This is a genomic window from Duganella sp. GW822-FHT06D06 (genome assembly GCF_058799615.1).
Genome location: NZ_JBXALQ010000003.1, coordinates 542,067 through 564,317 on the forward strand (window position 1 = coordinate 542,067; position 22,251 = coordinate 564,317).

18 protein-coding genes are annotated in these 22,251 nt (G+C 65.2%); 2 read left to right on the forward strand and 16 right to left on the reverse strand.

Translation table 11 applies throughout. The annotated features are described in order from the left end of the window. Window positions 1-8 precede the first annotated feature (8 nt). Both AC1RMD_RS08525 and AC1RMD_RS08530 read right to left on the reverse strand, forming a co-directional pair. Window positions 9-881, reverse strand: a complete 873-nt coding sequence (locus AC1RMD_RS08525; RefSeq protein WP_492925558.1) for a dioxygenase family protein — start codon at window positions 879-881, stop codon at window positions 9-11. A gap of 113 nt (window positions 882-994) precedes the next feature. Further along, entirely contained in the window at window positions 995-1,570 is a 576-nt protein-coding gene (locus tag AC1RMD_RS08530; RefSeq protein ID WP_492925560.1) for a Spy/CpxP family protein refolding chaperone, read from the reverse strand. Window positions 1,571-1,778: 208 nt separating this feature from the next. Here AC1RMD_RS08530 and AC1RMD_RS08535 point away from each other — a divergent pair, with 208 nt between their 5' ends. Next, window positions 1,779-2,471, forward strand: coding sequence for a response regulator (locus tag AC1RMD_RS08535; protein ID WP_492925562.1), 693 nt, complete (start codon window positions 1,779-1,781; stop codon window positions 2,469-2,471). Between the two features lie 3 nt (window positions 2,472-2,474). Then, the gene (locus AC1RMD_RS08540) at window positions 2,475-4,040 is read left to right on the forward strand and encodes a sensor histidine kinase (protein ID WP_492925564.1); all 1,566 of its coding nucleotides are present in this window, start codon (window positions 2,475-2,477) and stop codon (window positions 4,038-4,040) included. An 8-nt stretch (window positions 4,041-4,048) separates the two neighbouring features. On the opposite strand, the gene dcd is transcribed toward AC1RMD_RS08540, so the two are convergent. The 14 genes from dcd to AC1RMD_RS08610 all read right to left on the reverse strand — a co-directional run bounded on the left by dcd (window position 4,049) and on the right by AC1RMD_RS08610 (window position 22,094). Further along, the gene (gene dcd, locus AC1RMD_RS08545; protein WP_116990878.1) at window positions 4,049-4,615 is read right to left on the reverse strand and encodes a dCTP deaminase; all 567 of its coding nucleotides are present in this window, start codon (window positions 4,613-4,615) and stop codon (window positions 4,049-4,051) included. 55 nt (window positions 4,616-4,670) lie between these two features. Further along, window positions 4,671-5,504: an alpha/beta fold hydrolase gene (locus AC1RMD_RS08550; RefSeq protein WP_492925567.1), complete on the reverse strand. Its 834-nt coding sequence runs from the start codon at window positions 5,502-5,504 to the stop codon at window positions 4,671-4,673. A gap of 138 nt (window positions 5,505-5,642) precedes the next feature. Next, entirely contained in the window at window positions 5,643-8,093 is a 2,451-nt protein-coding gene (locus tag AC1RMD_RS08555; RefSeq protein ID WP_492925569.1) for a DNA internalization-related competence protein ComEC/Rec2, read from the reverse strand. Between the two features lie 103 nt (window positions 8,094-8,196). Then, window positions 8,197-9,942 (reverse strand): ABC transporter ATP-binding protein, encoded by a 1,746-nt coding sequence (locus AC1RMD_RS08560; protein WP_492925571.1) that lies wholly within the window; start codon window positions 9,940-9,942, stop codon window positions 8,197-8,199. Next, window positions 9,939-10,895, reverse strand: a complete 957-nt coding sequence (locus tag AC1RMD_RS08565; protein ID WP_492925573.1) for a MauE/DoxX family redox-associated membrane protein — start codon at window positions 10,893-10,895, stop codon at window positions 9,939-9,941. The genes AC1RMD_RS08560 and AC1RMD_RS08565 overlap by 4 nt, the downstream gene beginning before the upstream one ends. Beyond that, window positions 10,892-11,770: an SDH family Clp fold serine proteinase gene (locus AC1RMD_RS08570; protein ID WP_492925575.1), complete on the reverse strand. Its 879-nt coding sequence runs from the start codon at window positions 11,768-11,770 to the stop codon at window positions 10,892-10,894. Before AC1RMD_RS08570 ends, AC1RMD_RS08565 begins: the two co-directional genes overlap by 4 nt. Next, entirely contained in the window at window positions 11,755-12,765 is a 1,011-nt protein-coding gene (locus AC1RMD_RS08575; RefSeq protein WP_492925577.1) for an MvdC/MvdD family ATP grasp protein, read from the reverse strand. Before AC1RMD_RS08575 ends, AC1RMD_RS08570 begins: the two co-directional genes overlap by 16 nt. A gap of 72 nt (window positions 12,766-12,837) precedes the next feature. Next, the gene (locus tag AC1RMD_RS08580; protein WP_332855795.1) at window positions 12,838-13,011 is read right to left on the reverse strand and encodes a hypothetical protein; all 174 of its coding nucleotides are present in this window, start codon (window positions 13,009-13,011) and stop codon (window positions 12,838-12,840) included. Between the two features lie 161 nt (window positions 13,012-13,172). Further along, window positions 13,173-13,979, reverse strand: coding sequence for a CsgG/HfaB family protein (locus AC1RMD_RS08585; protein WP_492925580.1), 807 nt, complete (start codon window positions 13,977-13,979; stop codon window positions 13,173-13,175). A gap of 80 nt (window positions 13,980-14,059) precedes the next feature. Further along, complete coding sequence (locus AC1RMD_RS08590; RefSeq protein WP_492925582.1) at window positions 14,060-14,872, reverse strand: TatD family hydrolase; 813 nt, start codon at window positions 14,870-14,872, stop codon at window positions 14,060-14,062. A gap of 4 nt (window positions 14,873-14,876) precedes the next feature. Then, the gene (gene lolD, locus AC1RMD_RS08595) at window positions 14,877-15,572 is read right to left on the reverse strand and encodes a lipoprotein-releasing ABC transporter ATP-binding protein LolD (protein ID WP_492925584.1); all 696 of its coding nucleotides are present in this window, start codon (window positions 15,570-15,572) and stop codon (window positions 14,877-14,879) included. After that, window positions 15,565-16,830 carry a lipoprotein-releasing ABC transporter permease subunit gene (locus tag AC1RMD_RS08600; protein WP_492925586.1) on the reverse strand — a complete coding sequence of 422 codons (1,266 nt, stop codon included), beginning with the start codon at window positions 16,828-16,830 and terminating at the stop codon, window positions 15,565-15,567. Before AC1RMD_RS08600 ends, lolD begins: the two co-directional genes overlap by 8 nt. Window positions 16,831-16,919: 89 nt before the next feature. Continuing rightward, on the reverse strand, window positions 16,920-17,588 hold the full coding sequence (locus tag AC1RMD_RS08605) for a PEP-CTERM sorting domain-containing protein (RefSeq protein WP_492925588.1): 669 nt from the start codon (window positions 17,586-17,588) through the stop codon (window positions 16,920-16,922). A gap of 36 nt (window positions 17,589-17,624) precedes the next feature. Then, window positions 17,625-22,094: an SdrD B-like domain-containing protein gene (locus AC1RMD_RS08610; protein WP_492925590.1), complete on the reverse strand. Its 4,470-nt coding sequence runs from the start codon at window positions 22,092-22,094 to the stop codon at window positions 17,625-17,627. Window positions 22,095-22,251 lie beyond the last annotated feature (157 nt).

Below are 22,251 nucleotides of genomic sequence, written 5' to 3' on the forward strand. Positions count from 1 at the left end.
CGCTGCGATCAACCCGCCACGCCCACCGTCAGCGTCATCACGTAGCCGTCGGTGACGTTGCCGGTGACGGTCGCCATCTGCAGGGAATAGCCGTCGCTGAAGATGTTGTCGGTGGCATAGCTGATCTGCGCCAGGTTGCGCACGCTGGTGCTGTAGCCGCTGGTGGCGTAGACCTCGTTGAGCGTCGCCATCGGGAAAGTGAACTGCGAGGTCTTGATGCGGTTGGCCGCGCTGGCGCTCTTGGCCAGCGTCGGATAAACCTCGAAGTGCACATGCGGCATGCGGCCCGCGTAGCAGCCCGGAAAGATGGTCTGGAACGTCAGGTTGCCGCTGCTGTCGCTGGCCTGCACCCCGCGCAGGTAGTTCTGGTCCGTGACCCCGTTCGAGTACAGCGAGTAGTTGCCGTCGCGGTCGCAGTGCCACAGGTAGACCGCATAGCCGGACAGCACCGCGCAACTGCCGCTGGCGTTGACGATCTGTAGCTTGACGGTCAGCGGCACGCCGGCCGCCACGCCGGTCGGACCGTTGAAGCTGCTGCGGATGTCGCTGCGCACCACGCCCGACTGCGTCAACACATTGACCACGCCGCTGCTGTTGCTGTTGGTGCCGTCGCCCGGATACGGGCCGCCGGTTTCCTCGGGGATCACCGCGCAGGTGCCGCTCGGGGTGGTGGTCGTGGTGGTGGTCGTAGTGGTGGTCGTCGCCGAGCTCGCGCTGCTGCTGTCAGCCGATGAGCCGCCTCCGCCGCAGCCCAGCACCGGCAGCGCCGATGCGCCGGCCAGCAGCCAGCGCAAGGTCTGGCGACGGTCGCTGGCCAGGTTCAGCATCGCGCTCAGGTCGGCCGCCAGGCTATGTTCGTGGGTGTCATCGTGGGATTGCATATTTGCTCCTTGTTTAAACTGAGGTGTTGACCAGGTTGCCGCTGGTGCCGCTGTCGCCTGCCTTGGTCGATAACGCTTGCAGGAAGGCCGCCAGCTGGGTGTTGGCGTCGGTGCTATCTGAGACGCTGCATGCGGCGGGCTTGGCCCTCCGCCTGCTTCTTGCGCTGCTCGGGAGTCAGCACGGCCAGCAGCTTCTGTTCGGTGCGCACATGCTGCAAGGTGAGGTTGGCCATCGCCGTCGCGGCATCCTTGGCCAGCGCCGCAGCCTTGGCATCGTCATACTGCTCGGCGCTACCCAGCGCGCGCAGCACTTCGTGGGCCCTGGCGGCGGCCTTGCCCTGATCGCGCAAATACGGCTCCTGCGCATGCAGGATGGCGAACACCTTGTCCTCCTGCGCCTCGCTCAGCTCGATGCCGTGGACGAACGGCGGACGGCCGCCCATGCCCATATGGGGACCGCCAAACGGTGGCAGTCCGCCGTGGAATCCAGGGCCGGGACCGCGGTTGCCGGCGCCATGCTCCGGGCTGTCGTGTTCGGCGTCGTGCTCGGCGCCCTGCTTCATCATCGGTGCACGGCCGGCATCGTCGCCCAGGTCGTCGGCACGGGCGGCGCCGCCGCCGGCGAGCAGCGGCAACGCAACGGCGGCAGCCAGCAAGATATTGTGTAAGCTGGTTCTTGGGGTTTTCATGCGAACAATCCTTGGTTGGTAGGGGGAGTAGCCATTTTCTGGCCGCCCCGTGTAAAGCGCCGTAAGCCCCCGGTAAATCGATGTAAAGATGGCCGTTTTGACACCCGATTGGCTTCGAGCAATGCGTTGTAAAACGGGGTAAAAGACCGCCGAATGCGGCTGCGGGGCTGTTATGATCGGCTCATCGACATAGAAAGAAACGCGCGGCATGAAGAGCAAAGTACTGCTGATAGACGACGACGTCGAACTGGTGGGCATGTTCAAGGAGTACCTGGAACAGGAAGGTTTCGACGTCAAAATGGTGCACGACGGCGAAGCCGGTACCGCCGAAGCCTTCACCGGCCTGTATTCGATCGCCATCCTGGATGTGATGATGCCGCGCATGAACGGCCTGGAGACGCTGCGCCGCATCCGCACCAACAGCCAGCTGCCGATCCTGATGCTGACCGGGCGCGGCGACGATACCGACCGCATCGTCGGCCTGGAGCTGGGCGCCGACGACTACGTGGCCAAGCCTTGCACCCCGCGCGAGCTGACCGCCCGCATCCGCGCCATCCTGCGCCGGGCGCACAGTGCGCCGCTCGACAACGGCACTCCGGCCGCGCTGACCGTGGGCCAGCTGACCATGTGGCCGGAACAGCGTCGCGCGGCCTGGGCCGGCAACAAGCTGGAGCTGACCAGCACCGAATTCAACCTGCTCGAAGTGCTGGCCCGCAACGCCGGCCGCCCGGTCAGCAAGAACGCCTTGTCCGAACAGGGATTGGGCCGGCCGCTGGCGCGCTTCGACCGCAATATCGACGTCCATCTGAGCAGCCTGCGCCACAAGCTCGGCACCATCGCCGACGGCCGCTCCTGCCTGCAAACCGTGTACCGCCTGGGCTATCAGCTGATCAAGGAGTAGCCTGTGGGCCGTTTGTTCTGGAAGTTTTTCGTCTGCATCCTGCTGGCCCAGCTGACCGCCACGGTCGGCATCGGCGGCGCCGTCTGGCTCAAGAACCGCGACCAGCAAGCCAACCAGGCCAATGACCTGGACACCAGCCCGCCCGCCGAAATGGCGATCAGCTCGGCCGCCGCCACGCTGGAATTCGGCGGCGTCAAGGCGCTGCGGCGTTTGCTGGAGGGGATGGAACGGCACAAGGTGTTCGCAGTCGATGAACAGGGGCATGAACTGCTGGGCCGCACGATCAGCGCATCCATGCTGCGCGAATCGCGCGCCTTGCTCAAGCAGCAAGGCAAGCGCCGCGTGGTGCACCAGGGCGTCGACCTGGACGGGAAACGATACATATTATTTATACCGTCACGCGGAATGAGCCTCGACCGTCCGCTGATGGCAGGGCTGGGCAGCACCCAGATGGCGCTGCAAGGCGGACCGGCGGCGCCACGCAGGGGTCAGCCCGACGGCCCCGCCCCAGCCCCCGGCCCCGGAGCGGACGCCGGCCCAGGTCCGGGTCCAAGGCCCGGCTTCGACCCAAGCCGGGTCGGCGCTCCGCCGGACGCCCCTCCGGGCAACGACCGTGGCTACGGCGGTCCAGGCGGGCCGGGCGACATGCGCGGCCCGCGCTTCCAGCCGCTGACCCTGTGGGTGCCGATCGCCGCCGCCACGCTGGCCAGCCTGCTGTTCTCAATGCTGTTGGCCTGGTACTTTTCGCGCCCGATCCGCGCGCTGCGGCAGGCCTTCGACGCCGCCGCCGGCGGCGACCTGGCGCCGCGTTTCGGCGCGACCGGCAAAGGCAGGCGCAACTCCGAACTGAACGACCTCGGCCGCGACTTCGACCGCATGACGGCGCGCCTGCGCAGCCTGATCGACGGCCAGACCCGCCTGCTGCACGACGTCTCGCACGAACTGCGTTCGCCGCTGGCGCGCTTGCAGGCGGCGATCGGCCTGGCGCACCAGCAGCCGGAAAAACTGGCGGCCTCGCTGGAGCGCATCGAACGCGAGAGCGTGCGCATGGATAAGCTGGTGGGAGAATTACTGACGCTGGCGCGCCTGGAGGCGGGCGCCATCAAGGCCAGCCAGGAGGAAATCAGCATGGCCGAACTGCTGGACCAGATCGCCGACGACGCCAACTACGAAGCGACCAGCCAGCAGCGCAGCGTGGTGCAGGAAGGCGACGCCGACGTGCTGGTCGCCGGCCAGGCCGACCTGCTGGGCCGCGCCATCGAGAACGTGGTGCGCAACGCCATCAAGCACAGTCCCGAGGGCGGCGTGGTGCAGCTGCAAACCCACACCCTGCCCGGCGCCCGCAGCCTGAGCATCCGCGTGCTCGACCGCGGACCGGGCGTGGCGCCGGCCGACCTCGATACCATCTTCCAACCCTTCTTCCGCTCCAGCAGCGCCGGCACCGAAGGCCACGGCCTCGGGCTGGCGATCGCCCAGCACGTGATCGAAGCCTACGGCGGCAGCATCAAGGCCAGCAACCGGACGGGTGGCGGCCTGTGCGTGGAAATGATATTGCCGGTGAAAACTTGAACTAGTTCTTAGGCTTTAGGCAAGGTCACGCCGTGCTGGCCCTGGTACTTGCCGTTGCGGTCCTTGTACGACACGTCGCACACTTCGTCGCTCTCGAAGAACAGCACCTGCGCGCAGCCTTCGTGCGCGTAGATCTTGGCCGGCAGCGGCGTGGTGTTGGAGAACTCCAGCGTCACATAGCCTTCCCATTCCGGTTCGAACGGCGTCACGTTGACGATGATGCCGCAACGCGCATAGGTCGACTTGCCCAGGCACACCGTCAGCACGCTGCGTGGAATGCGGAAGTATTCCATGGTGCGCGCCAGTGCGAACGAGTTCGGCGGGATGATGCAGACATCGCTCTTGATATCGACGAAGGAGTTCGAGTCGAAGTTCTTCGGATCGACGATGGTGCTGTTGATGTTGGTGAAGACCTTGAATTCATCGGCGCAACGGATGTCGTAGCCGTAGGAGGACGTGCCGTAGGAGATGACCTTGCGGCCTTCTTCCTGGCGCACCTGGTCCGGGAAGAACGGCTCGATCATCCCATGTTGCTCCGCCATACGGCGTATCCATTTATCGCTTTTAATCGTCATCGCAAGGCATTCCTAAAGTTCAGGGGCGGCGCAACAGCGCCGAATGCCCAAGATTTTACGCGAAAGCCTGCTTTTTAAGAACTTTTTTACCGGATTCGCTCAGCAGCCCGGCGATCATCTCGCGGGTTGCCTGCGCCGCCAGCGCCGGCGCCTCCATCGGGAACAAATGTCCCCCGGGCACAATGCGGAAATGCTTGCCCACCAGCGCCTGGGTGTGGCCGAGGCCGGACTGGCTGGTTTCCCAGGAATCGGTGCCGCCGATGAAGCCGATCGGCGCCGGGAAGCGGCCCCGCACCAGTTTGGGCAGATGGTGCGGCAGGCTGGCGTAGATCATGGTTTCCACTTCGCGTGTAAAGCGCAGCTGCACGCCTTCCTGATGCGGCTTGAGCCCGCTTTCCATGTAGTCGGCCAGCACGCCCGGCGCCCAAGCGGCGAACAAGTCCTTGCCGGCGAAATGCTGGTAGGCGGCTTGCGCGTCCGGCCACACATTGCGGCGGCGGATGGAGAATTTCGCCGGCGGCACGCGGTTGGCGTTGCCGCTCATCTTGATCAGGCGCCAGAACCAGGCGCGCCATCCGGCCACCACCGGCGCATCGAGCATGACGACGCAGCGCACCAGGTCCGGCCGGGCGTGGGCCACCATCAGGCTGAGCATGCCGCCCAGCGAGTGGCCGACCAGGATCACCGGTTCATCGTAGCGTTTGGTGAGTTCGTTGATGTATTCGTCGACCAGCTCAGGCCAGCCGTCGCTGACCGGGTAGCGCGCGCTGTGGCCGTGCATGTCGAGCGCCTGGATATCGTAATCGTCGGCCAGCAGCTCGAAGTACTGGCGGTACACGCCCGCCGGGTAACTGTTGGCGTGGGCAAAATGCAGCTTGGGCTTGTTCACAAGCGGTCTCCGTGTGATTGTTTTCGAGCCATTGTAATGGCACGCACCGGCTCAGGCTTGGGGGAAAGGCTCTAATTTACCCCACCCGCGCTTGGAAACATTTCAAAAAATAGTAAGTTGAAAATTTATTAACGAGATTTAACGTCCGTACCAGTAGCGCGCGTGGGTCTGGCGCCAGGCGCTGATCGCGATGGTTTCGCCAAAGTCCAGCGTCAGCGCGCCGGCCTGGTCGGTCCTCAGGCGTTCGATGTGCAGTTGGCCGTAGCGCTCGTAGACTTCCTGCTTGGGATGGCGATAGCGATTACGATAACCGACCTGGAACAGCACGGTCTGCGGACGTACCGCCAGCAGGAATGCCGGCGTGGACGAGGTGCCGCTGCCGTGGTGCGGCGCCAGCAGCACGTCGGCCCGCAAGCTGGCAGGGTCGCGTTGCACCAGCGCGGCCTCCTGCGCGGCTTCGATGTCGGCGGTCAGCAGTATCGACTTGCCGCCGGCCGTGATCTTCAGCGTGCAGCCGCGCGCATTGGGCTTGAGCGTGGCGTCGGCGTAGCTGGTGGCCGGCGGATGCAGCAGCTCGAAGCGCACGCCGTCCCACTCCCAGCGCTGGCCCGCCGCGCACTGCTGGTGCTGGCGCGCGGCCCTGGCGATAGCATGCAAAGGCGGCAGCGAGGACAGCACCCAATCCACCCGCACGCCGTCCAGTACCGACAGGGCGCCGCCGGAGTGGTCGGCATCGCTGTGGGTGACGACCATGCCGTCCAACGCCACGATGCCGCGCGCCTTCAGGTACGGCAGGATCACGCGGTTGCCGGCATTGGAGGTGGGGGAGTAGGCGGGGCCGGTGTCGTACAGCAGACGATGCCCGCTGGTCTCGATCAGCAGCGCCATGCCCTGCCCCACATCGAAGGCGGTGACGGTCATGCGGCCTGGCGATGGATGCGTTGGTTCGGCGGCCAGCAGAGGTATCCAGCTCGCCAAGCCCAGCCAGCGCACCGGCCAGCCGCGCGGCGCAAGCAGCCAGATGGTGCCGGCCATGGCCCAGCAGAACAGCCAGAACGGCGGCGTCGGCGCGCTCCATACGGCATAGTGCAAACCGCTGAACCATTGCAGACAGGCCGCCAGCCATTCCACCAGCAGATGCGCAAGCCCCAGCACCAGCGCCGCCAGCGACGCGGGCAGCATGCTGCCGACCAGCGCGAGCGGCGTGACCACAAGGCTGATCAAAGGAATCGCCACCGCGTTCGCCAGCGGGCTGACCACCGAAACCTGGGCGAACAGCAGCATCGTCAGCGGCACCAGGCCAAACGTGACCGCGTATTGCGTGTGGGCGCCGATGCGCAACGCCTGCCATAGCCGCTCGCGGAACGCTGGGCTGGATGCGTCATCGTCGCGCGGCGCGGGCCGCCGCGTGGTGCGGCCGACGGTGGCATACAGGATGATGGCGACCGCACCGAACGACAGCCAGAAGCCCGGCCACAACACCGCCCAGGGATCGATCAGCACCACCACGCCAAGTGCGCAGCAAAGCACATGCGACACGCTGGCGATGCGGTTCAACCACAGCGCGGCGGCGACCACCATCAGCATGTACAAAGTGCGCTGCGCCGGCACGCCGAAGCCGGCCAGCAGCACATAGAGCAGCGCCACCGACGCACCAACCAGCGCCGCCACTTTCTGCGCCGGCAGCAGCAAGGGCAATTGCGCACGCGTGAAGAACGAATAGCGCCACAGATTGAAGGCGGCCAGCGCGAACAACCCCGCCACCATGGTGATGTGCAAACCGGAGATGGAAATGAGGTGGCCGATGCCGGTCCGGTTGAAGACGTTCCAGTCCGACTGATCGATGCCGCGCTGGTCGCCCACCACCAGCGCGACGATCACGCCGGCATACTGCTTGCCAGGTAGCGCGGCCAATATGCGTGATCGCAGGTGCGCCCGGGTGTGCTCGATCACATTGCCGGCGCTGAAGACAAAGCCGTCCAGCCGCCGGTTGTTCGGCGCAGGCCGCACATAGCCGGTCGCGCGCAGGCCTTGTTCCAGCAGCCACGCTTCGTAGTCGAAGCCATACGGATTGGCGTTGCCGTGAGGCCGTTGCAGGCGCACTGTCAGTTGCCAGCGCTCGCCCGGTTGGACGTCGCCGATTTCATTAGTCCGATCGCGAAATCCGGTATACCAGGCCAGCGAAATATGCGGCGGAACGGCATCTTGTGCGCGACCCAGCACGCGCTCCACCGCGAAATTGAAACGAACGCCGTGATCGAAGCGATACGGCAGATTATCGATGGTGCCGATCAAGGTAAGGTCGCGGCCTTCGTCGTCGGCGGCCAGCTGCGGCGCCAGAACGCGGTGGGCCATCCACGCGGCCCATAAAAATCCGATCGCGCCGCCGGCCAGCAACGACATCGCGCAACGCAGCGCCACGTTTGCGCGGGCGCCGAAACGGTCCAGCCACCGCAAGCAGGCGCGCCACGACAGCAACCACGCCGCCAGCACAAGGCCCGCCGCCAATCCGGCCGACGCGGAAGGCAACGCCGCCTGCGTTTGCAGCCACGCCGCCCCTGCGGCGAAGCCGATCGTCACCACCCTCATCGCCTTGTCCGGCCTGGCGGCCGCCCCTCAAGTATCGCAACAGTCCGATACTACGCAGTACCGCCGCCCAGACACGGCCGACCTGATCGCATATTGATACAGATCATCCGGTGCGATAGGCCGACAACTGATTCTGCATCAGGTGGAAGTACAAGCCGCCGCGCTGCTGGATCAGCTCCGCGTGCGCGCCCTGTTGCACGATGGCGCCCTGCTCCAGCACCAGCGCGCGGTCGGCCTTGACGATGGTCGAATAGCGATGGGCGATGACGATGGTGGTGCGCCCTTCCATCAGCTTGTCCAACGCCTGCTGCACTTGCAGCTCGCTGGCGGAATCGAGCGCGCTGGTGGCTTCGTCGAGGATCAGGATCTTCGGATTGCGCAGCAAGGCGCGGGCGATCGCGATGCGCTGCTTCTGCCCACCGGACAGTTGCACGCCGCGCTCGCCGACCAAGGTGTCGTAACCATGCGGGAAGCCTTCGATAAACTCATGCGCATTGGCCAGCCGGGCGGCATCGGCCACTTCCGCCCGCGTCACCTCGCGGTCCGGCACCGCGAAGGCGATGTTCTCCAAAATGCTACCCGAGAACAGCGACGGCTCCTGCTCCACGATGGCGATGTGCGCGCGCACACCGGCGACATCGAGCTGCTCGTACGGCAGGCCGTCGAAGGCGATGGTCCCGCTGGACGGCCGGTAGAAACCCAACATCAAGCTGGCGATGGTGGACTTGCCGGCCCCCGACGCCCCCACCAGCGCCACATTCTCGCCCGCCGCAATGCTGAAACTGACGCCATCGAGCGCGCGTTTCTCCGGCCGCTCCGGATAGACAAAGCTCACGTCGCGGAACGACAGACCGCCGCGCAGCGCCGGCACGCCGGTGGGCTGGGCGTCGGCCGATCCTTCGCTCTCGATGATCTCGAACACCCGCTCGGTGGCGCCGATGGTGCGCATCCAGTCGCTCCAGAAGTCGCTGACCGCTCCGGACGAGCCGGTCACCATGCCGGCATAGATCACAAAGCTGGTCAGCTCCCCCACCGACAGCCTGCCCTGCCCGATCAGCGTCGCGCCCAGCCACAAGGTCGCCAGCAACGCCAGGTACATGGCGAACGACGACACGCCGCGAAACGACGCCAGCAAACGCGTATTGCCGATCGCCGCCGTCAGCGCATGCGCGGTGGCGTCGGCATATTTGGCGCCGGCGGCGCGCTGCTGGTTGAACGCATGCACCAGCCGGATATTGGTGAAGTACTCGTGCGCCACGCTGCCGCAATCGGCCTGGCGCTGCTGGATCTCGCGCGAGCGCCGGCGCACATGCTTGCCCAGCCAGTCGCCCATATACAGCGTCAACGGCACGTAGAACAGCAGGATCAGGCTCAGTAACGGCGAGATCGACAGCAGCATCACCACACAGCCGGCCAGCACGCACAGCGAGCGCAGCGAAATGGCCAGCCCCATGGTCAGCGTGTCGTGCAGGATTTCGACGTCGGCCGACAGCCGGCTGGTCAGCTCGCCGACGTTATGCCTGTCGTAGAAGCCGACCGGCTGCCGTATCAACGCGCCATACAGCAGGCGGCGGATGCGCGTGACAATCATATGCCCGGTCGATTCGAACAGGTAGTAACGCATCGTCGTCGCCACCGCTTGCAGCGCCAGCACGGCCGTCACCGTGGCGGCGAAGGGGCCGAACCAGCTGCTGTCGTTCTTCAATCCGATATGGTCGATGAAGTACGACAGCGCCCTTGGATAGCTCAATTCCACCAGCACCGTCACGGTCATGAACAGCAGGCCCATGGCCAGGCGCGGCGCAAACACGCGCAGCAGCGCCAGTCGTTGCAGGTGTGGATTGCTCATGCGACAGCCACTTCGTCCATCTGCGCGTTCAGGCTTAGCCAGTCGTCGTCGCCGATCAGGCCTGCCGCCTGCAAATCGCCGGAGGCATCGATGAACAGGTAGTACGGAGCAAACATCAGTGGATTCAGGCGCGCATAGCGGCGCGCGCTGACTACCACGGTGATGCGGCGCAGCGCCTCGTCGGCCAGGAAGCGCCGCAGCCGCCACACCGGTTCGGCGCTGACCAGATGGATTTTCAGACCGGCCGCCGTCGCCGGCGCCAGCAGCCGCGCGATCTCCGGCAGCTTGCCGCGACAGCTCGGGCAGCGGCTGGACAGGAACAATAGCGCCACCGGCTGCTCGACGCCGGGCAGCATCACCGGCGCGCCGTCATGGAGCCTCTTGCCCATCACCGCCGCCACCGTCTCGCCGACTGGCAGCGGCTGCGCGGCACGCGCATTGCGCAACCAGACGATCACCTCATGCAGCCGGACCAGGGCCGCCGCCAGCAACAGCGCAACGCCGGCCGCCAGCGTCCATTGCGGCGACGTCCACCGCAACGCGGCGGCCGGCCAGTACAGCCAACCGGCGATGGCACCGATCAGCAGCGCGTTGCGCAGCAAATCGTAGGCCGACAATGGCCGGTCGGCCTCGCCGAAACAGCTGCAACGCACGCTGTCGGCGGTGACGTATTTGTAGCCGACCCACGCGGTAAAAGCCACCAGCAGGGCCAGCGCGGCGGGCATGGCGATGGCCCTCGCCTGCATATCGCCAAGCAGCATGAACGCCAGCGCCGCCTCGGCCGCTATCACGACCGGCGTCAGCACCGCGCCGGCGCCGGCGCTCATTCCCATCGACTCGGTCAGGTTGGCGCGGAAGCGCGCCGCCGCGCGCAGCTTGCCGACCACCGCCAGCAAGAACACGCCGCCGACCAGCAGCCGCACCAGCACCGCCACGGTGGCTATCGCATTCATGCGACGCCGGACCAGCGCGGCAGTAGCCCGTCAGCTTGCCGGTAGCGTACCGTCACGCCATCGCGCGTGGCCAGCAAGGCTTCCTGCACCGGCGCCTCGACCGAAGTCCGCGCGCCGCCGCCGATATGGGCTTGCAGCAGCAGCGACATCTCCCAGGCCAGGTCCTCGACCTTGGGTTCGCGCCGCACTTGCAGGCCAAGCGACGCCAATTCCTCGCCGGTGATGGCGTAATGGTGCGAGTGGTAGGCGGACATCAGGTGCTCGACGATCTTGCCGCGCGCGTCGGCATCGCGCTGCGGCAGCTGATACCGCAGCAGCTCTTCGCCGATCTGGCGCAGCTCCAGCGTGGCGCGGTAGAACGCCGTCAGCGTGGGCGGGAACACGCTGGCGCTCAGCAGCGACAACGCTTCCGTGCGCGCCTGCCCGGCATCCGCGCCGAACCAGGCGGCGCACATTTCGCCAAACTGCCGGATGTCCTGCGACGACACGGCGCCCGCCTCGCCGCCTTCGGCGTCGCCCTGCAAATGCGGATCGATGGGCGAGAAAATCGCCAGCTCACCGGCGATGATTTCATCGGCGGCCAGCGTCAACAGCGTGGCCGACGACTGGCAGTAGTACGGCACGATGAAACTCAGACGCTGCGTGTATTCGCGCAGCAGCAGTGCGATGCGGCGGGCGGCGTTGACCATGCCGCCGCGGCATTGCAGCACCACGTCCAGCCGTTCGCCGCGGCCGATGGCGCGCAGTTGCTGGGATAGCGCGGGCAGCATTTCCATATCCAGCTGAGCGGCCGCCATCACCAGCACGCGGCCGCCGCGCAGCGCCTCCAGCTGTTTGATTTTTTCCGGCAGATGCTGGTTCAGTGCGTGCGGCATGCTGCCTCCTGCAACAGCTGGCAGGCCAGCGTTTCCAGCAGATTGAATTCGGGGATCAGTTGCTCGATGAAGAGGAACTGTCCGGCGGGATTATTTTCGAGGAAGACGTATTCGTCATCCGGCGTGACGATCAGGTCCAGCGCGCTGAAATTCAAGCCGTAGCTGGCCACCAGCGCCAGGCAGCGCCGTTCGATATGCGGCGGCAGCACGGTCGGCTCGTAGCGGATGGTCGCCGACATGTCGCGGCAATCGACCGCCGTGCGGCTGTCATCCTGGCTGTGGATCTTGGCGGCGAACACGCGGCGGCCGATGACGGTCACGCGCAGCTCGTACTGCTTGGCGACGTAGCCCTGGAACTGGCACGGCAGCTCGGCCACCGCGTCGATGGCGTCCATCATGTCCTCGTCGACCACGGTGGTGCTCAGCCCTTCGGCGACGCAATCGGCGGCGTCCACTTCCTCCGCCGCCAGCGACGGTGTCGACATGGCCTTGAAGATCATCTGGCCCTGCAGCTGCCGTTGGAATCGGCGCACCTGTTCGGCGGAGTTGGTGACCAGCGTATCCGGTATGAGAAAGCCCATGCGTTGCGCGCGCTGCAACTGCTCGCCTTTCCACATGGCGCCGCGCATCGTCAGCGGATGGCCGATCCAGTAACAGTCCAGGCCGTACAGCAGGCCGAACAAGGCCTGTTCGCTTTCCAGCTTGGCATAGGCCAGTTCCTGCGCGCCCAGGTCCGCGCTGCGATAGGCGAAGTCGGCCGACTTGCGCGCCCAGACCGCGCCGACCTCGGCCACTGCAATGCTGGCGCCCGACGGCAGATGGCGGATTTCGCCGTAACAGCCATGCGGTTGAAAGGATTGAATCAGTTCGTAATCGCGGGGAAAGGCGTCGAGGTCGATCCTGAAATAGATTCCGCCTCGCGCGGCCAGCATGGGAGTCAGCAGGTCGACGTGCAGGTCGCCACTGTGGGTGACGATCAGGACTTTTTTGGTCATGGCGTAGGTTGTCGGCGGGACGGATGGCCGCCCCGGCGGATGCCGGATGCAGCCATCGCCGCGATCAGGTGCTTAGCACCAGATGCCGTTGTCTCGCCCACCGTTTTTCCCGGCACGGGCGTCAGGACCCGAGCAACCGGCCAGCGCCACGCCTTCGCGGGCTTTCCATTGCGGGTCGGCTTTGGCTACGACTTTCTTCTCAGCCAGCTTGAATGCGAACAGCTTTGTCTCATTTTGCTTTTTCATTTTTAAGAACCTTTTCAGATAGTTAAAGTTCAAACGATGACCACGGGTAGTGGTGCAAAGAAGATATCATTGCCGATATTTCATGTCAAATAAAGCATTATTACAACACAGCTATCTTTTCAATCGCGCAAGCGGTCCGCTTGCGCTACTATCGCGCGCGCTTACTTCACCGACACGTCGGTCGCTTTGACCGCGATGTGCTCGGTGATGTTCTTGGCGGCGATGGTCTCGGCCAGGAAGGAAGTCGACTTGACCAGCAGGTCGCGCGCCACTTCTTCCAGCGGCGAGCCGCTGATGCTGGCGTGGCTGCCGCCCAGTCCGACACCGCCGCCCCAACCCAGCGCCGACACGCCGAAACCGTTCTTTTCGTTATTCGCCTGGAAAGTCTTGGAGGCGATGATCTTGGCGCGCTTGACGTCCACCACGCGGATGTCCATATTCATGTGCACCTTGGATTTCTTGAAGTCGACCGAGCCGGCCAGCAAGCCCAGCGGACCTTTGAGGAAGCCCAGGCCGCCCAGGCCGGTGGAGCTTTGCTCGAAGCCCAGCGAGGTGATCGAACCGGTGATCATGAAGTCGGCCGCTTCGGCTTCGACCTTCTTGCCGATCAGCGCCAGTTCCTTGTTGATCTCTTCCATCTCCGCGCGTTCCTGCACGTCGAAGCAGCCGGTCTGGGTCAGCGCGGTGGCCAGCATTTCGGTCATGCCGGTGCCGACGCCGGTGTAGCTCGGCTGGGCGACATCGCCGCGGCGTTCCCACCAGCGGTATTGGCGCGGATCCTGCTGGCCCGCACCCGACGAACAATCGGCCGACTTGCACTTGAATTCGGTGAACACGACCTTGGCGGCCGGCTGCGCGCACTTCGGTACGTCGATCTGGCGCTCGGACACCTGGCTGGTCTCGGCGAAACCGGCAACAGGAACGATCACCAGCGCTGCAAGGCAAGTACTACGGACGATGTTTTTCATTACTATACTTTCAGATAGATTGTGCAAATATTAAGGTTTTAGATTATGCACTATTGACTGGGCGTCAAATCTATCCAAATCTAACCGTGTGCGCCTGGCACTCCGGCCGGCATGCGCGGCAGCACGGCGCGCGCATTGGCGCTGGTGGCGTCGGCCACCGCTTGCAGGGGGATGTTGCGCAACTCGGCCAGCACCGCGCCAATGCGGGGGATTTGATCGGGACTGTTGCGGCCGGGGTGGATCCAGCTGGGGGAAATATCCGGCGCGTCGGTCTCCAGCACGATGGATTCCAGCGGCAGCTCGGCCGCCATGCGGCGGATCTGCAGCGCGCGCGTAAAGGTCATGGCGCCGCCGAAGCCCAGCTTGAAGCCCAGCTCGATGTAGCCCTGCGCCTGCTGGAAGCTGCCGTTGAAGGCATGCGCGATGCCGCCGGCGGGACGGATCTGGCGCACATGCTTGAGCACCACGTCCTGCGAGCGGCGCACGTGCATCAGCACCGGCAGCTCGAAATCGCGGGCGATCTTGAGCTGTTCGCGGAAGAAGAAGATCTGCTTCTCGCGCATCGCCGGCTCGGTCAACATGGGGATGAAGAAATCCAGGCCGATCTCGCCGAGCGCGACGAAGCGAGCGTCGGCCATGGCGGCGGCGACCTGCTCGCGCAGCACGCGCAGGTCGTCCTCGTCGGCGTGCGGAACGTAGATCGGGTGGATGCCCAGCGCGTAGCAGGCGTTGTCCACGCTGGCGGCCAGTTGCGCCACCAGCGGGAAGTTGGCCGTCTCCACCGCCGGGATCACGATCATCGACACGCCCTGCCGCCGCGCCAGCGCCGCCTGCGCGGCCGACTCGCCGCCGAATTCGTGGGCGTCGAGGTGGCAGTGGGTGTCGATCCACATGGCGTCAGTCCTGGTAGGGGTGCAGGCCTTCGTCGGTCAGGCGCAGCACGCGGTCGCAGCGGCGCGCCAGCTCGATATCGTGGGTGACGATGATGAAGGCCGTGCCCAGAGTGCGCGACAGCTCCAGCATCAAATCAAAGATCTGCTGCGCGGTGGCGTGATCGAGGTTGCCGGTCGGTTCGTCGGCCAGCACGCAGGCCGGCTGCGTGACCAGCGCCCGCGCCAGCGCCACGCGCTGACGTTCGCCGCCGGACAGCTCGCCCGGCACGTGCGTGACGCGCTTGGCCAGGTTGACGCGGGTGAGGATTTGCTGCGCCGCGCTGCTGGCCTCGCTGCGCTTGACGCGGCGTATCATCAGCGGCATCGCCACGTTATCGAGCGCGCTGAATTCCGGCAGCAGGTGGTGGAACTGGTAGACAAAGCCCAGCGAAGCGTTGCGCAGGTCGCCGCGCTCGGTTTCGTTCAGGCTGGCGAAGTCCTTGCCCAGCAGGGTGACGCTGCCTTTGGTCGGTGTATCGAGGCCGCCCAGCAGGTGCAGCAAGGTCGATTTGCCGGAGCCGGAGGCGCCGACGATGGCCACGCGTTCGCCGCGCCGCACGTCGATGTCGATGCCGTTCAGCACCTGCACCGAGTAGTCGCCCTGCGTGAAGGTTTTGCCCAGGTTGCGGCAGGAAAGGACCACGGGTTCGAGATTACTCATAGCGCAGTGCCTCCGCAGGTTTTACGCGGGCGGCCCACCAGCTTGGGTACAAGGTCGCCACGAAGGCCAGCACCACGGCCACGCCGCCGATCTTGCACACGTCCGGCCAACGCAGGTCGGACGGCACGCTGCTGATGTAGTAGATATCCTTCGACAAAAACTGTACTCCCAATAAATGTTCGATAAACGGCACGATGACGTCGATGTTGAGCGCCACCAGCACGCCCCCCGCCACGCCGATCGCGGTGCCGAGGATGCCGACCAGCGCGCCCTGGATCATGAAGATCTTCATGATCGAACGCGGCGAAGCGCCCAGCGTGCGCAGGATGGCGATGTCGGCCTGTTTCTCGGTGACGGTCATCACCAGCGTCGACACCAGGTTGAAGGCGGCCACGGCGATGATCAGGGTCAGGATGATGAACATCATGCGCTTCTCGGTCTGTACGGCGGCGAACCAATTGGCGTTCAGCTTGGACCAGTCGCGCATGATCAGGTCGCCCGACATGCTGGCCTTCAGGTCTTGCGCCACTTGCGGCGCACGGTGCATGTCCGACAGGCGCAGGCGCAGGCCGGCCGGCGCGTCCATGCGCAGCAGTTTTTCGGCGTCGGTCAGATGGACGAAGGCCAGCGCCGAGTCGAACTCGTTGTGGCCCGCTTCAAAGATGCCGACCACGGTGAACGAACGCAGACGCGGCAGCACGCCGGCCGGTGTCGGCTGGCCTTGGGCCAGCGCCAGCGTGACCTTCTCGCCGAGGTTGACGCGCAGCGCGCGCGCCAGCTCGATGCCCAGCACGATGTTGTAGCTGCCCGGTTGCAGCGCGTTGAAGTTGCCGCGTTTGGTCTGTTTGGCGACGTCGGAGACGTTGGGTTCCTGTTCCGGCAATACGCCGCGGATGATGGCCGGACGCAGCACGTCGTCGCGCACCAGCATGCCCTGGGTTTCGGCGAACGGCGCGGCGCCGATCACTTCGGGATTCTTGCGCGCTTCGGCGGCGGCGGCGTGCCAGTCCGGCATCGAGCCGCGGGCGTCGAAGATTTCGACGTGGGCCAGCACCGACAGCATGCGGTCGGTCACTTCTTTCTGGAAGCCGTTCATCACGGACAGCACGACGATCAGCGCGGCCACGCCCAGGCCGATGCCGGCCATGGAAATGAGCGAGATAAAGGAGATAAAACTATTGCGTCCGCTGCGCTTGCCGGCCCGCGTGTAACGCAGGCCGACCAGCCATTCAAAGGGCAGGTTCTGGATAATGCTCATGAGCTCCAAAGGGTATCAACATTGGTGAGCCCGCAGTGTGCCATATAAATAGGATTTCATGGGCGAAACACCGTACCCTGCCCTGCAAATCAGGCCTTGGCGGTGCTCTTGCCCGATTTGCGGCGGGCGACCAGACCCAGCAGCCCCAGGCCGGCCGCCATCATGGCCCAGCTGTCGGCTTCCGGCACGGCCGAAACGCCCAGCAGCGTTTGCGAGCCGGCGGCGGTGTATTCGGTGTAGGCGTAGCTGCCGCCATGGCCGGCGTAGCCCAGCGCATCGCTCAGCATGCTGTGCGCGATGGCGGCGACCTGGTTGTTGCCTGGCAGTACACCGCCGGTGGTCGGCAGTATCAGCGAGCCGGAGCCGAAGTTTTTGTCGTCCAACACTTCCCACAGTGCCATCTGGAAGGCTGCGGCATTGCCGGCGTCGTAGACGCCGTTGTTCAGCACCTTGCTGTACGAGGTTTCATACAGGCCGATGATGGCGCTCTGCGGCACGACGTTGGCGCCGCCGTAGCTGACGTGGAAATTGGCTGGCGTGGCCGGGTCGATGCAGAAAGCCAGGGTGTTGACGTCGCCGCTCAGGGTCCAAGGGCTGACGGTGATGGAAAAGCCTTTGTCGTAGAAGGAAGCGCCGAAGTTCACGAACTCGAACGAGGACTTTGGCGACACGGTGGTCGCGGCCTGACTGACGCTGGAAAACGCCAGCGCGGCTGCAACGGCGGCGGCTTTGACTACGGTGTTGAATTTGATGGTCATTATGAATTCTCTTTTTTAAAAGTGGCTATCGAAAGTTTATGCGTGTGCTACCGGGCACTGGCCCACCAGCGTCGCCGCCGGTTCGGCGCCGATCAGGTCGGCGATGGTCGGTGCGACCACGCCGGCTGCCGCCGCGTCTTCCCTGGCGACGTCGAAATACACGTCGGTCATGTCGGCCGTCTTGCCGTCGCTCATGACAACACTGCTGCGCTCCAGGTGCAGGTTGTTGTTGGCGTCGACGAACGGCAGTTCGGTGTAGGCCACCTTCAGGCTGGCCACGCCGGCGTCCTTCAGCGACAACAACTCGCCGGCATCGGTCTTGCCGTCGCTGTTCTTGTCCTGCCACACCAGCAGGCTGGCGAACTGGGCGTCGTTGGCGTCGACCAGGCCGTCGTGGTTGCTGTCATAGGTTTCCAGCTTGGCGAAGCCCGAACCCTTGCTGACGCCGCCGAACAGCTCGTTGATGCTGTCGATCTTGCCGTTGCCGTTGCCGTCGATGGCCAGGAAGCCGTCGCTGCCCGACAGCCAGCCGGACTGGATCGTCTTGCCGGTGCCCAGCAAATCGAAACTGCCCTGCATCGCGCCGCGGGCGATGGTGTGGATGCCGTCGCCGTTCAGGTCGATCGCGATCGGCGTGATGGTGGCATCCCAGCTCATGTCGTTCTTGCCCGAGGTCAGCGTGATCGTGTCGGTACGGGTGACGTTGGTGTACGCCTTGCCGTCGCCGTTCACGTCCGAATCGATGGCGTCGTTGGTGCCGGTGTTCTTCACGCCCCACTTCCAGTTGCTCATGTTGTAGGTGCGGTTGTCCGACGAGAAGTGCGCGCTGACGTTGGTCTTGTCGAACACCAGGTAGTAGTTGCCCGGATTCAGGTCGCTGAACTTGTAGTTGCCGCTGGCATCTGTCTTGATCGTCGTGCCCACCTGTTTGTTGGTGGCGGCGTCGTACAGCGCCACGCTGATGCCGCCGATGCCTTCTTCGCCGACACCCTGGATGCCGTTGTGGTTGGCGTCGCGCCACACTTTGTCGCCGATGCTGGCCTTGCGATAGATGCCGGCATCTTCGGTGGTGATGTTCTGGCCGGCCGCCACCGTGATGGCGCCGGTGCTGCCGGTGTTGCCGCTGACGCTGGTGATGTCGGAATCGTTGGCGTCGGTGCCCATGCCGGACTTGGTGAAGTACCAGCCGCTGCCTTTGGTGACTTCGACCTTGTACGAACCGGCGGCGAGGCCGTTGAACAGGTACTGGCCGCCGTCGTGGGTGACGGTGGTGCCCTTGAGCGTGCCGGCCGTGTCGTACAGCCTGACGGTGACGCCGTCGACGCCCTTCTCGCCGCTGTTCTTGACGCCGTTATAGTTGACGTCTTCCCAGACGGTGTCGCCGATGCTGGCGGCCTTGTACAGGCCGGCGTCGATGGTGTTGTTGGTTTCGCCCGCGGCCAGCTTGACGACATTGCTGACGCCATCGCTGGCGAAATCGCTGTCCTTGGCGTCGTTGCTGCCCACGTCCTTGCCGGTGAAAAGGTAACCCGACGGCGCCGTGACCGACACCGTGTAGCTGCCGGGGGCGGCGCTGAAGCTGTAGTGGCCTGCGCTGTCGGTGGAGGTGGTGGCCACCACTTTGCCGGCGCTGTCCTTCAGCTGCACGCTGACGCCGCACAGGCCGGCTTCGCCGCTGTCCTGCACGCCGTTGGCGTTCTTGTCTTCCCAGACGGTGTCGCCCAATTTGGCCGGGGCCGCCAGCAGGCCGGCGTCCAGGTCGTTGTTGACGGCGCCCGAGGCCAGCACCACTTGCGCGGTCTTGCCGGTGCTGACGTTGGCGTCGGAATCCTTGACGTCGTTGGCGCCCTGGTCGGCCGCCGTGAAGCTGTAGTTGGCCGGCAGCGTAGCCTTGTCGAACTGCACGCTGTAGGTGCCCGGCTTCAGGTTGGTGAAGCTGTAGTTGCCGTCGGCGTCGGTGGTCGCGGTGGTGCCGGTCGGATTGCCGGCCTGGTCCAGCAGGATGACCTTGACGCCGGCCACGCCGGTTTCGCTGGTGTCCTGCGCGCCGTTCTTGTTGACGTCGTACCAGACGCGGTCGCCCAGCGTCGCGCCCTGGTAGAAGCCGGCGTCGACGTCGTTGTTGGTCTGGCCCGGCGCCACGGTGATCAGGTCGCCCTGGCCGGCGGCGTCGACATCGCTGTCAACCGCCCCGTTGCTGCCGGCGTGCTGGCCGGTGGCGGTCATGCCGGTTGGCGCGGTGACCGAGATCGCGTACTTGCCGGCGTCCACGGTGAAGCTGTACTTGCCGTCGGCGCCGGTGCTGGTGGTCTGGACGATGTTGCCCTGTTCGTCCTTCAGATCGACCTTGACGCCGAAGATGCCGGTCTCGCCCGCATCCTGCACGCCGTTGCCGTTCTTGTCTTCCCACACGCGGTCGCCGATGGTGGCCTGCAAGGCGGAGACGCCCGCATCCAGGTCATGATTGACCGCGCCCGAGGTCAGCGTGACTTGCTGGGTCTGGCCGGTGGTGACGCTGGCGTCGGAATCGACGGCGCCGTCGCTGCCGCTGTGCGCGCTGCTGAACACATAGCCGGTGCCCAGCGTGGCTTTGTCGAACTGTACGCTGTAAGTGCCCGGCTTCAGGTTGTTGAACAGGTAGTGACCGTCGACGTCGGTGGTGGCGGTGGCTACCGCGGCGCCGGTGGCGTCCAGCAGTGTGACCTTGACGCCGGAACGGCCGGTTTCATTGGCGTCCTGCACGCCGTTGCGGTTGGCGTCGTTCCAGACGGTGTCGCCCAGTTCGGCGAGCTTGTACAGGCCGGCATCCACCGTGGTGTTGCTCTGGCCGGCCGTCAGCGTCACGTTGCCGCTCTGGCCTGCGGCGTTGATGTCGCTGTCGGTGGCGGTGTTGCCGCCCTGCTTGCTCGCGCTGCTGACGTAGCCGGCAGGCGCGGTGACGGCGATCGAGTAGGTGCCAGGATCGACGGTGAAGCTGTACTGGCCGCCGTCGTGGGTGACGGTGCTGTTGACCACGTTGCCCAGGCTGTCTTTCAGATCCACCGTGACGCCGTCGATGCCGTTTTCGCCGCTGTCCTGCACGCCGTTGGCATTGCTGTCTTCCCACACGCGGTCGCCCAGCGTGGCTTGCTGCACGGTCAGGCCGGCGCGCAGGGTCAGGTTGTCGCCCGAGGCCAGCGTGACTTGTGCGGTCTTGCCGGTGCCGGTGTCGGCGTCGGAGCCCGCGCCGCCGGGGCCACCCTGTGCGGCGGAGGTGAAGTTGTAGCCGGCAGGCAGCGTCGTTTTATCGAACTGCACGCTGTAGACGCCTGGCGCCAGGTCGTTGAACTGGTAGTGGCCGTTGGCGTCGGTGACGGCGGAGGCGCCCGTCACCGGGTTGCCGCCGGCGTCCAGCAAGATGACTTTGACGCCGGCCGCGCCAACTTCGCCGTTGTTCAGGCGGCCGTCGCGGTTGGCGTCGATCCACACGATTTCGCTCAGCGAGGCCGGGCGGTAGATGCCGGCGTCGACGTCCAGCCTGACCTCGCCCGCGCCGAGCGTGACGCTGGCATTGCCATCGCTGCCGACATCGCTGTCCAGCGCGCCATTGCCGCCCTTGCCGGCGGCGGTGAATGCGTAGCCCGCAGGCGGCGCCACCGACACGGTGTAAGTGCCCGGATCGACGGTGAAGCTGTACTGGCCGCCGTCATGGGTGGAGACCGAGTTGACCACGTGGCCGCTGCTGTCCTTGAGCGTGACGACCGCGCCGTCCACGCCCTGTTCGCCCGCATCCTGCACGCCGTTGCCGTTGCCGTCTTCCCACACGCGGTCGCCCAGGTGCGCCAGCGGCACCTTGAAGGTCAGGTAGTTGGGCGTGACGCTGGTGTCGGCGGCGCCGCAGCCGACCATGCCGCCCGCGTCGCGCACCTTGAAGCCGATGTCGAAGCTGCCGGCGGCGGTCTGGCTGGGCTCGAACGACAGCTTGCCGGCGGCGATGTCTGCGGCCGGGATTTCGGTGTTGATGGCCACGGCCGCGCCGTTGAGCATCAGTTTGCCTGCGGTCGGCAGCGAGGTGATGATGACGGACTGGAAGGCGTCGTGTTCGACCTGGTCGACGTAGCCGAAGTCGGCCTGGGCCAGCGTGATCGGCGCGCCGTTGCTCAGCGCGAATACCTTGTCGGCGCCGGTCGGCGCGTCGTTGACGGGATCGACCACAACTTGCAGGCTCAGCGTAATGCGTGGGCCGGCTTCGCCGTCCTGGACGATGAACTCGATGGTCGCGAACTGGCCGTTGTAGTTCGGCTTCCAGTCGCCCGGGTGGACATAGACGGTGTCGGCATCGACGCGGCCGAACAGCGGCGTGTTGGCGGTCGAGGTGGTGCCGTCCGGCAGCCTCACCACCATCGTGCTGATGTTCAGGCCGGCGGTCGTGGTGACGCCGGCGGCAGCCAGCACGGCGCGCATATCAAAGGTCGCATTGGTGTCCTCGCAGACGTGAACCGTGCTATTGACCGAAATAGTACTCATTTCGACACCTCTACCGTCGCGCCGTTGTATTTGAACTTAATCATTCTTATAAGCCTGCAAAAAGTGGTTTTAGAGTGGATTACTGACCGGCGCGGCTCATGACGAAAACTAGGTCCAAGGCGGCTGGGAAAAGCGGGATAACTGACATCACCGGACT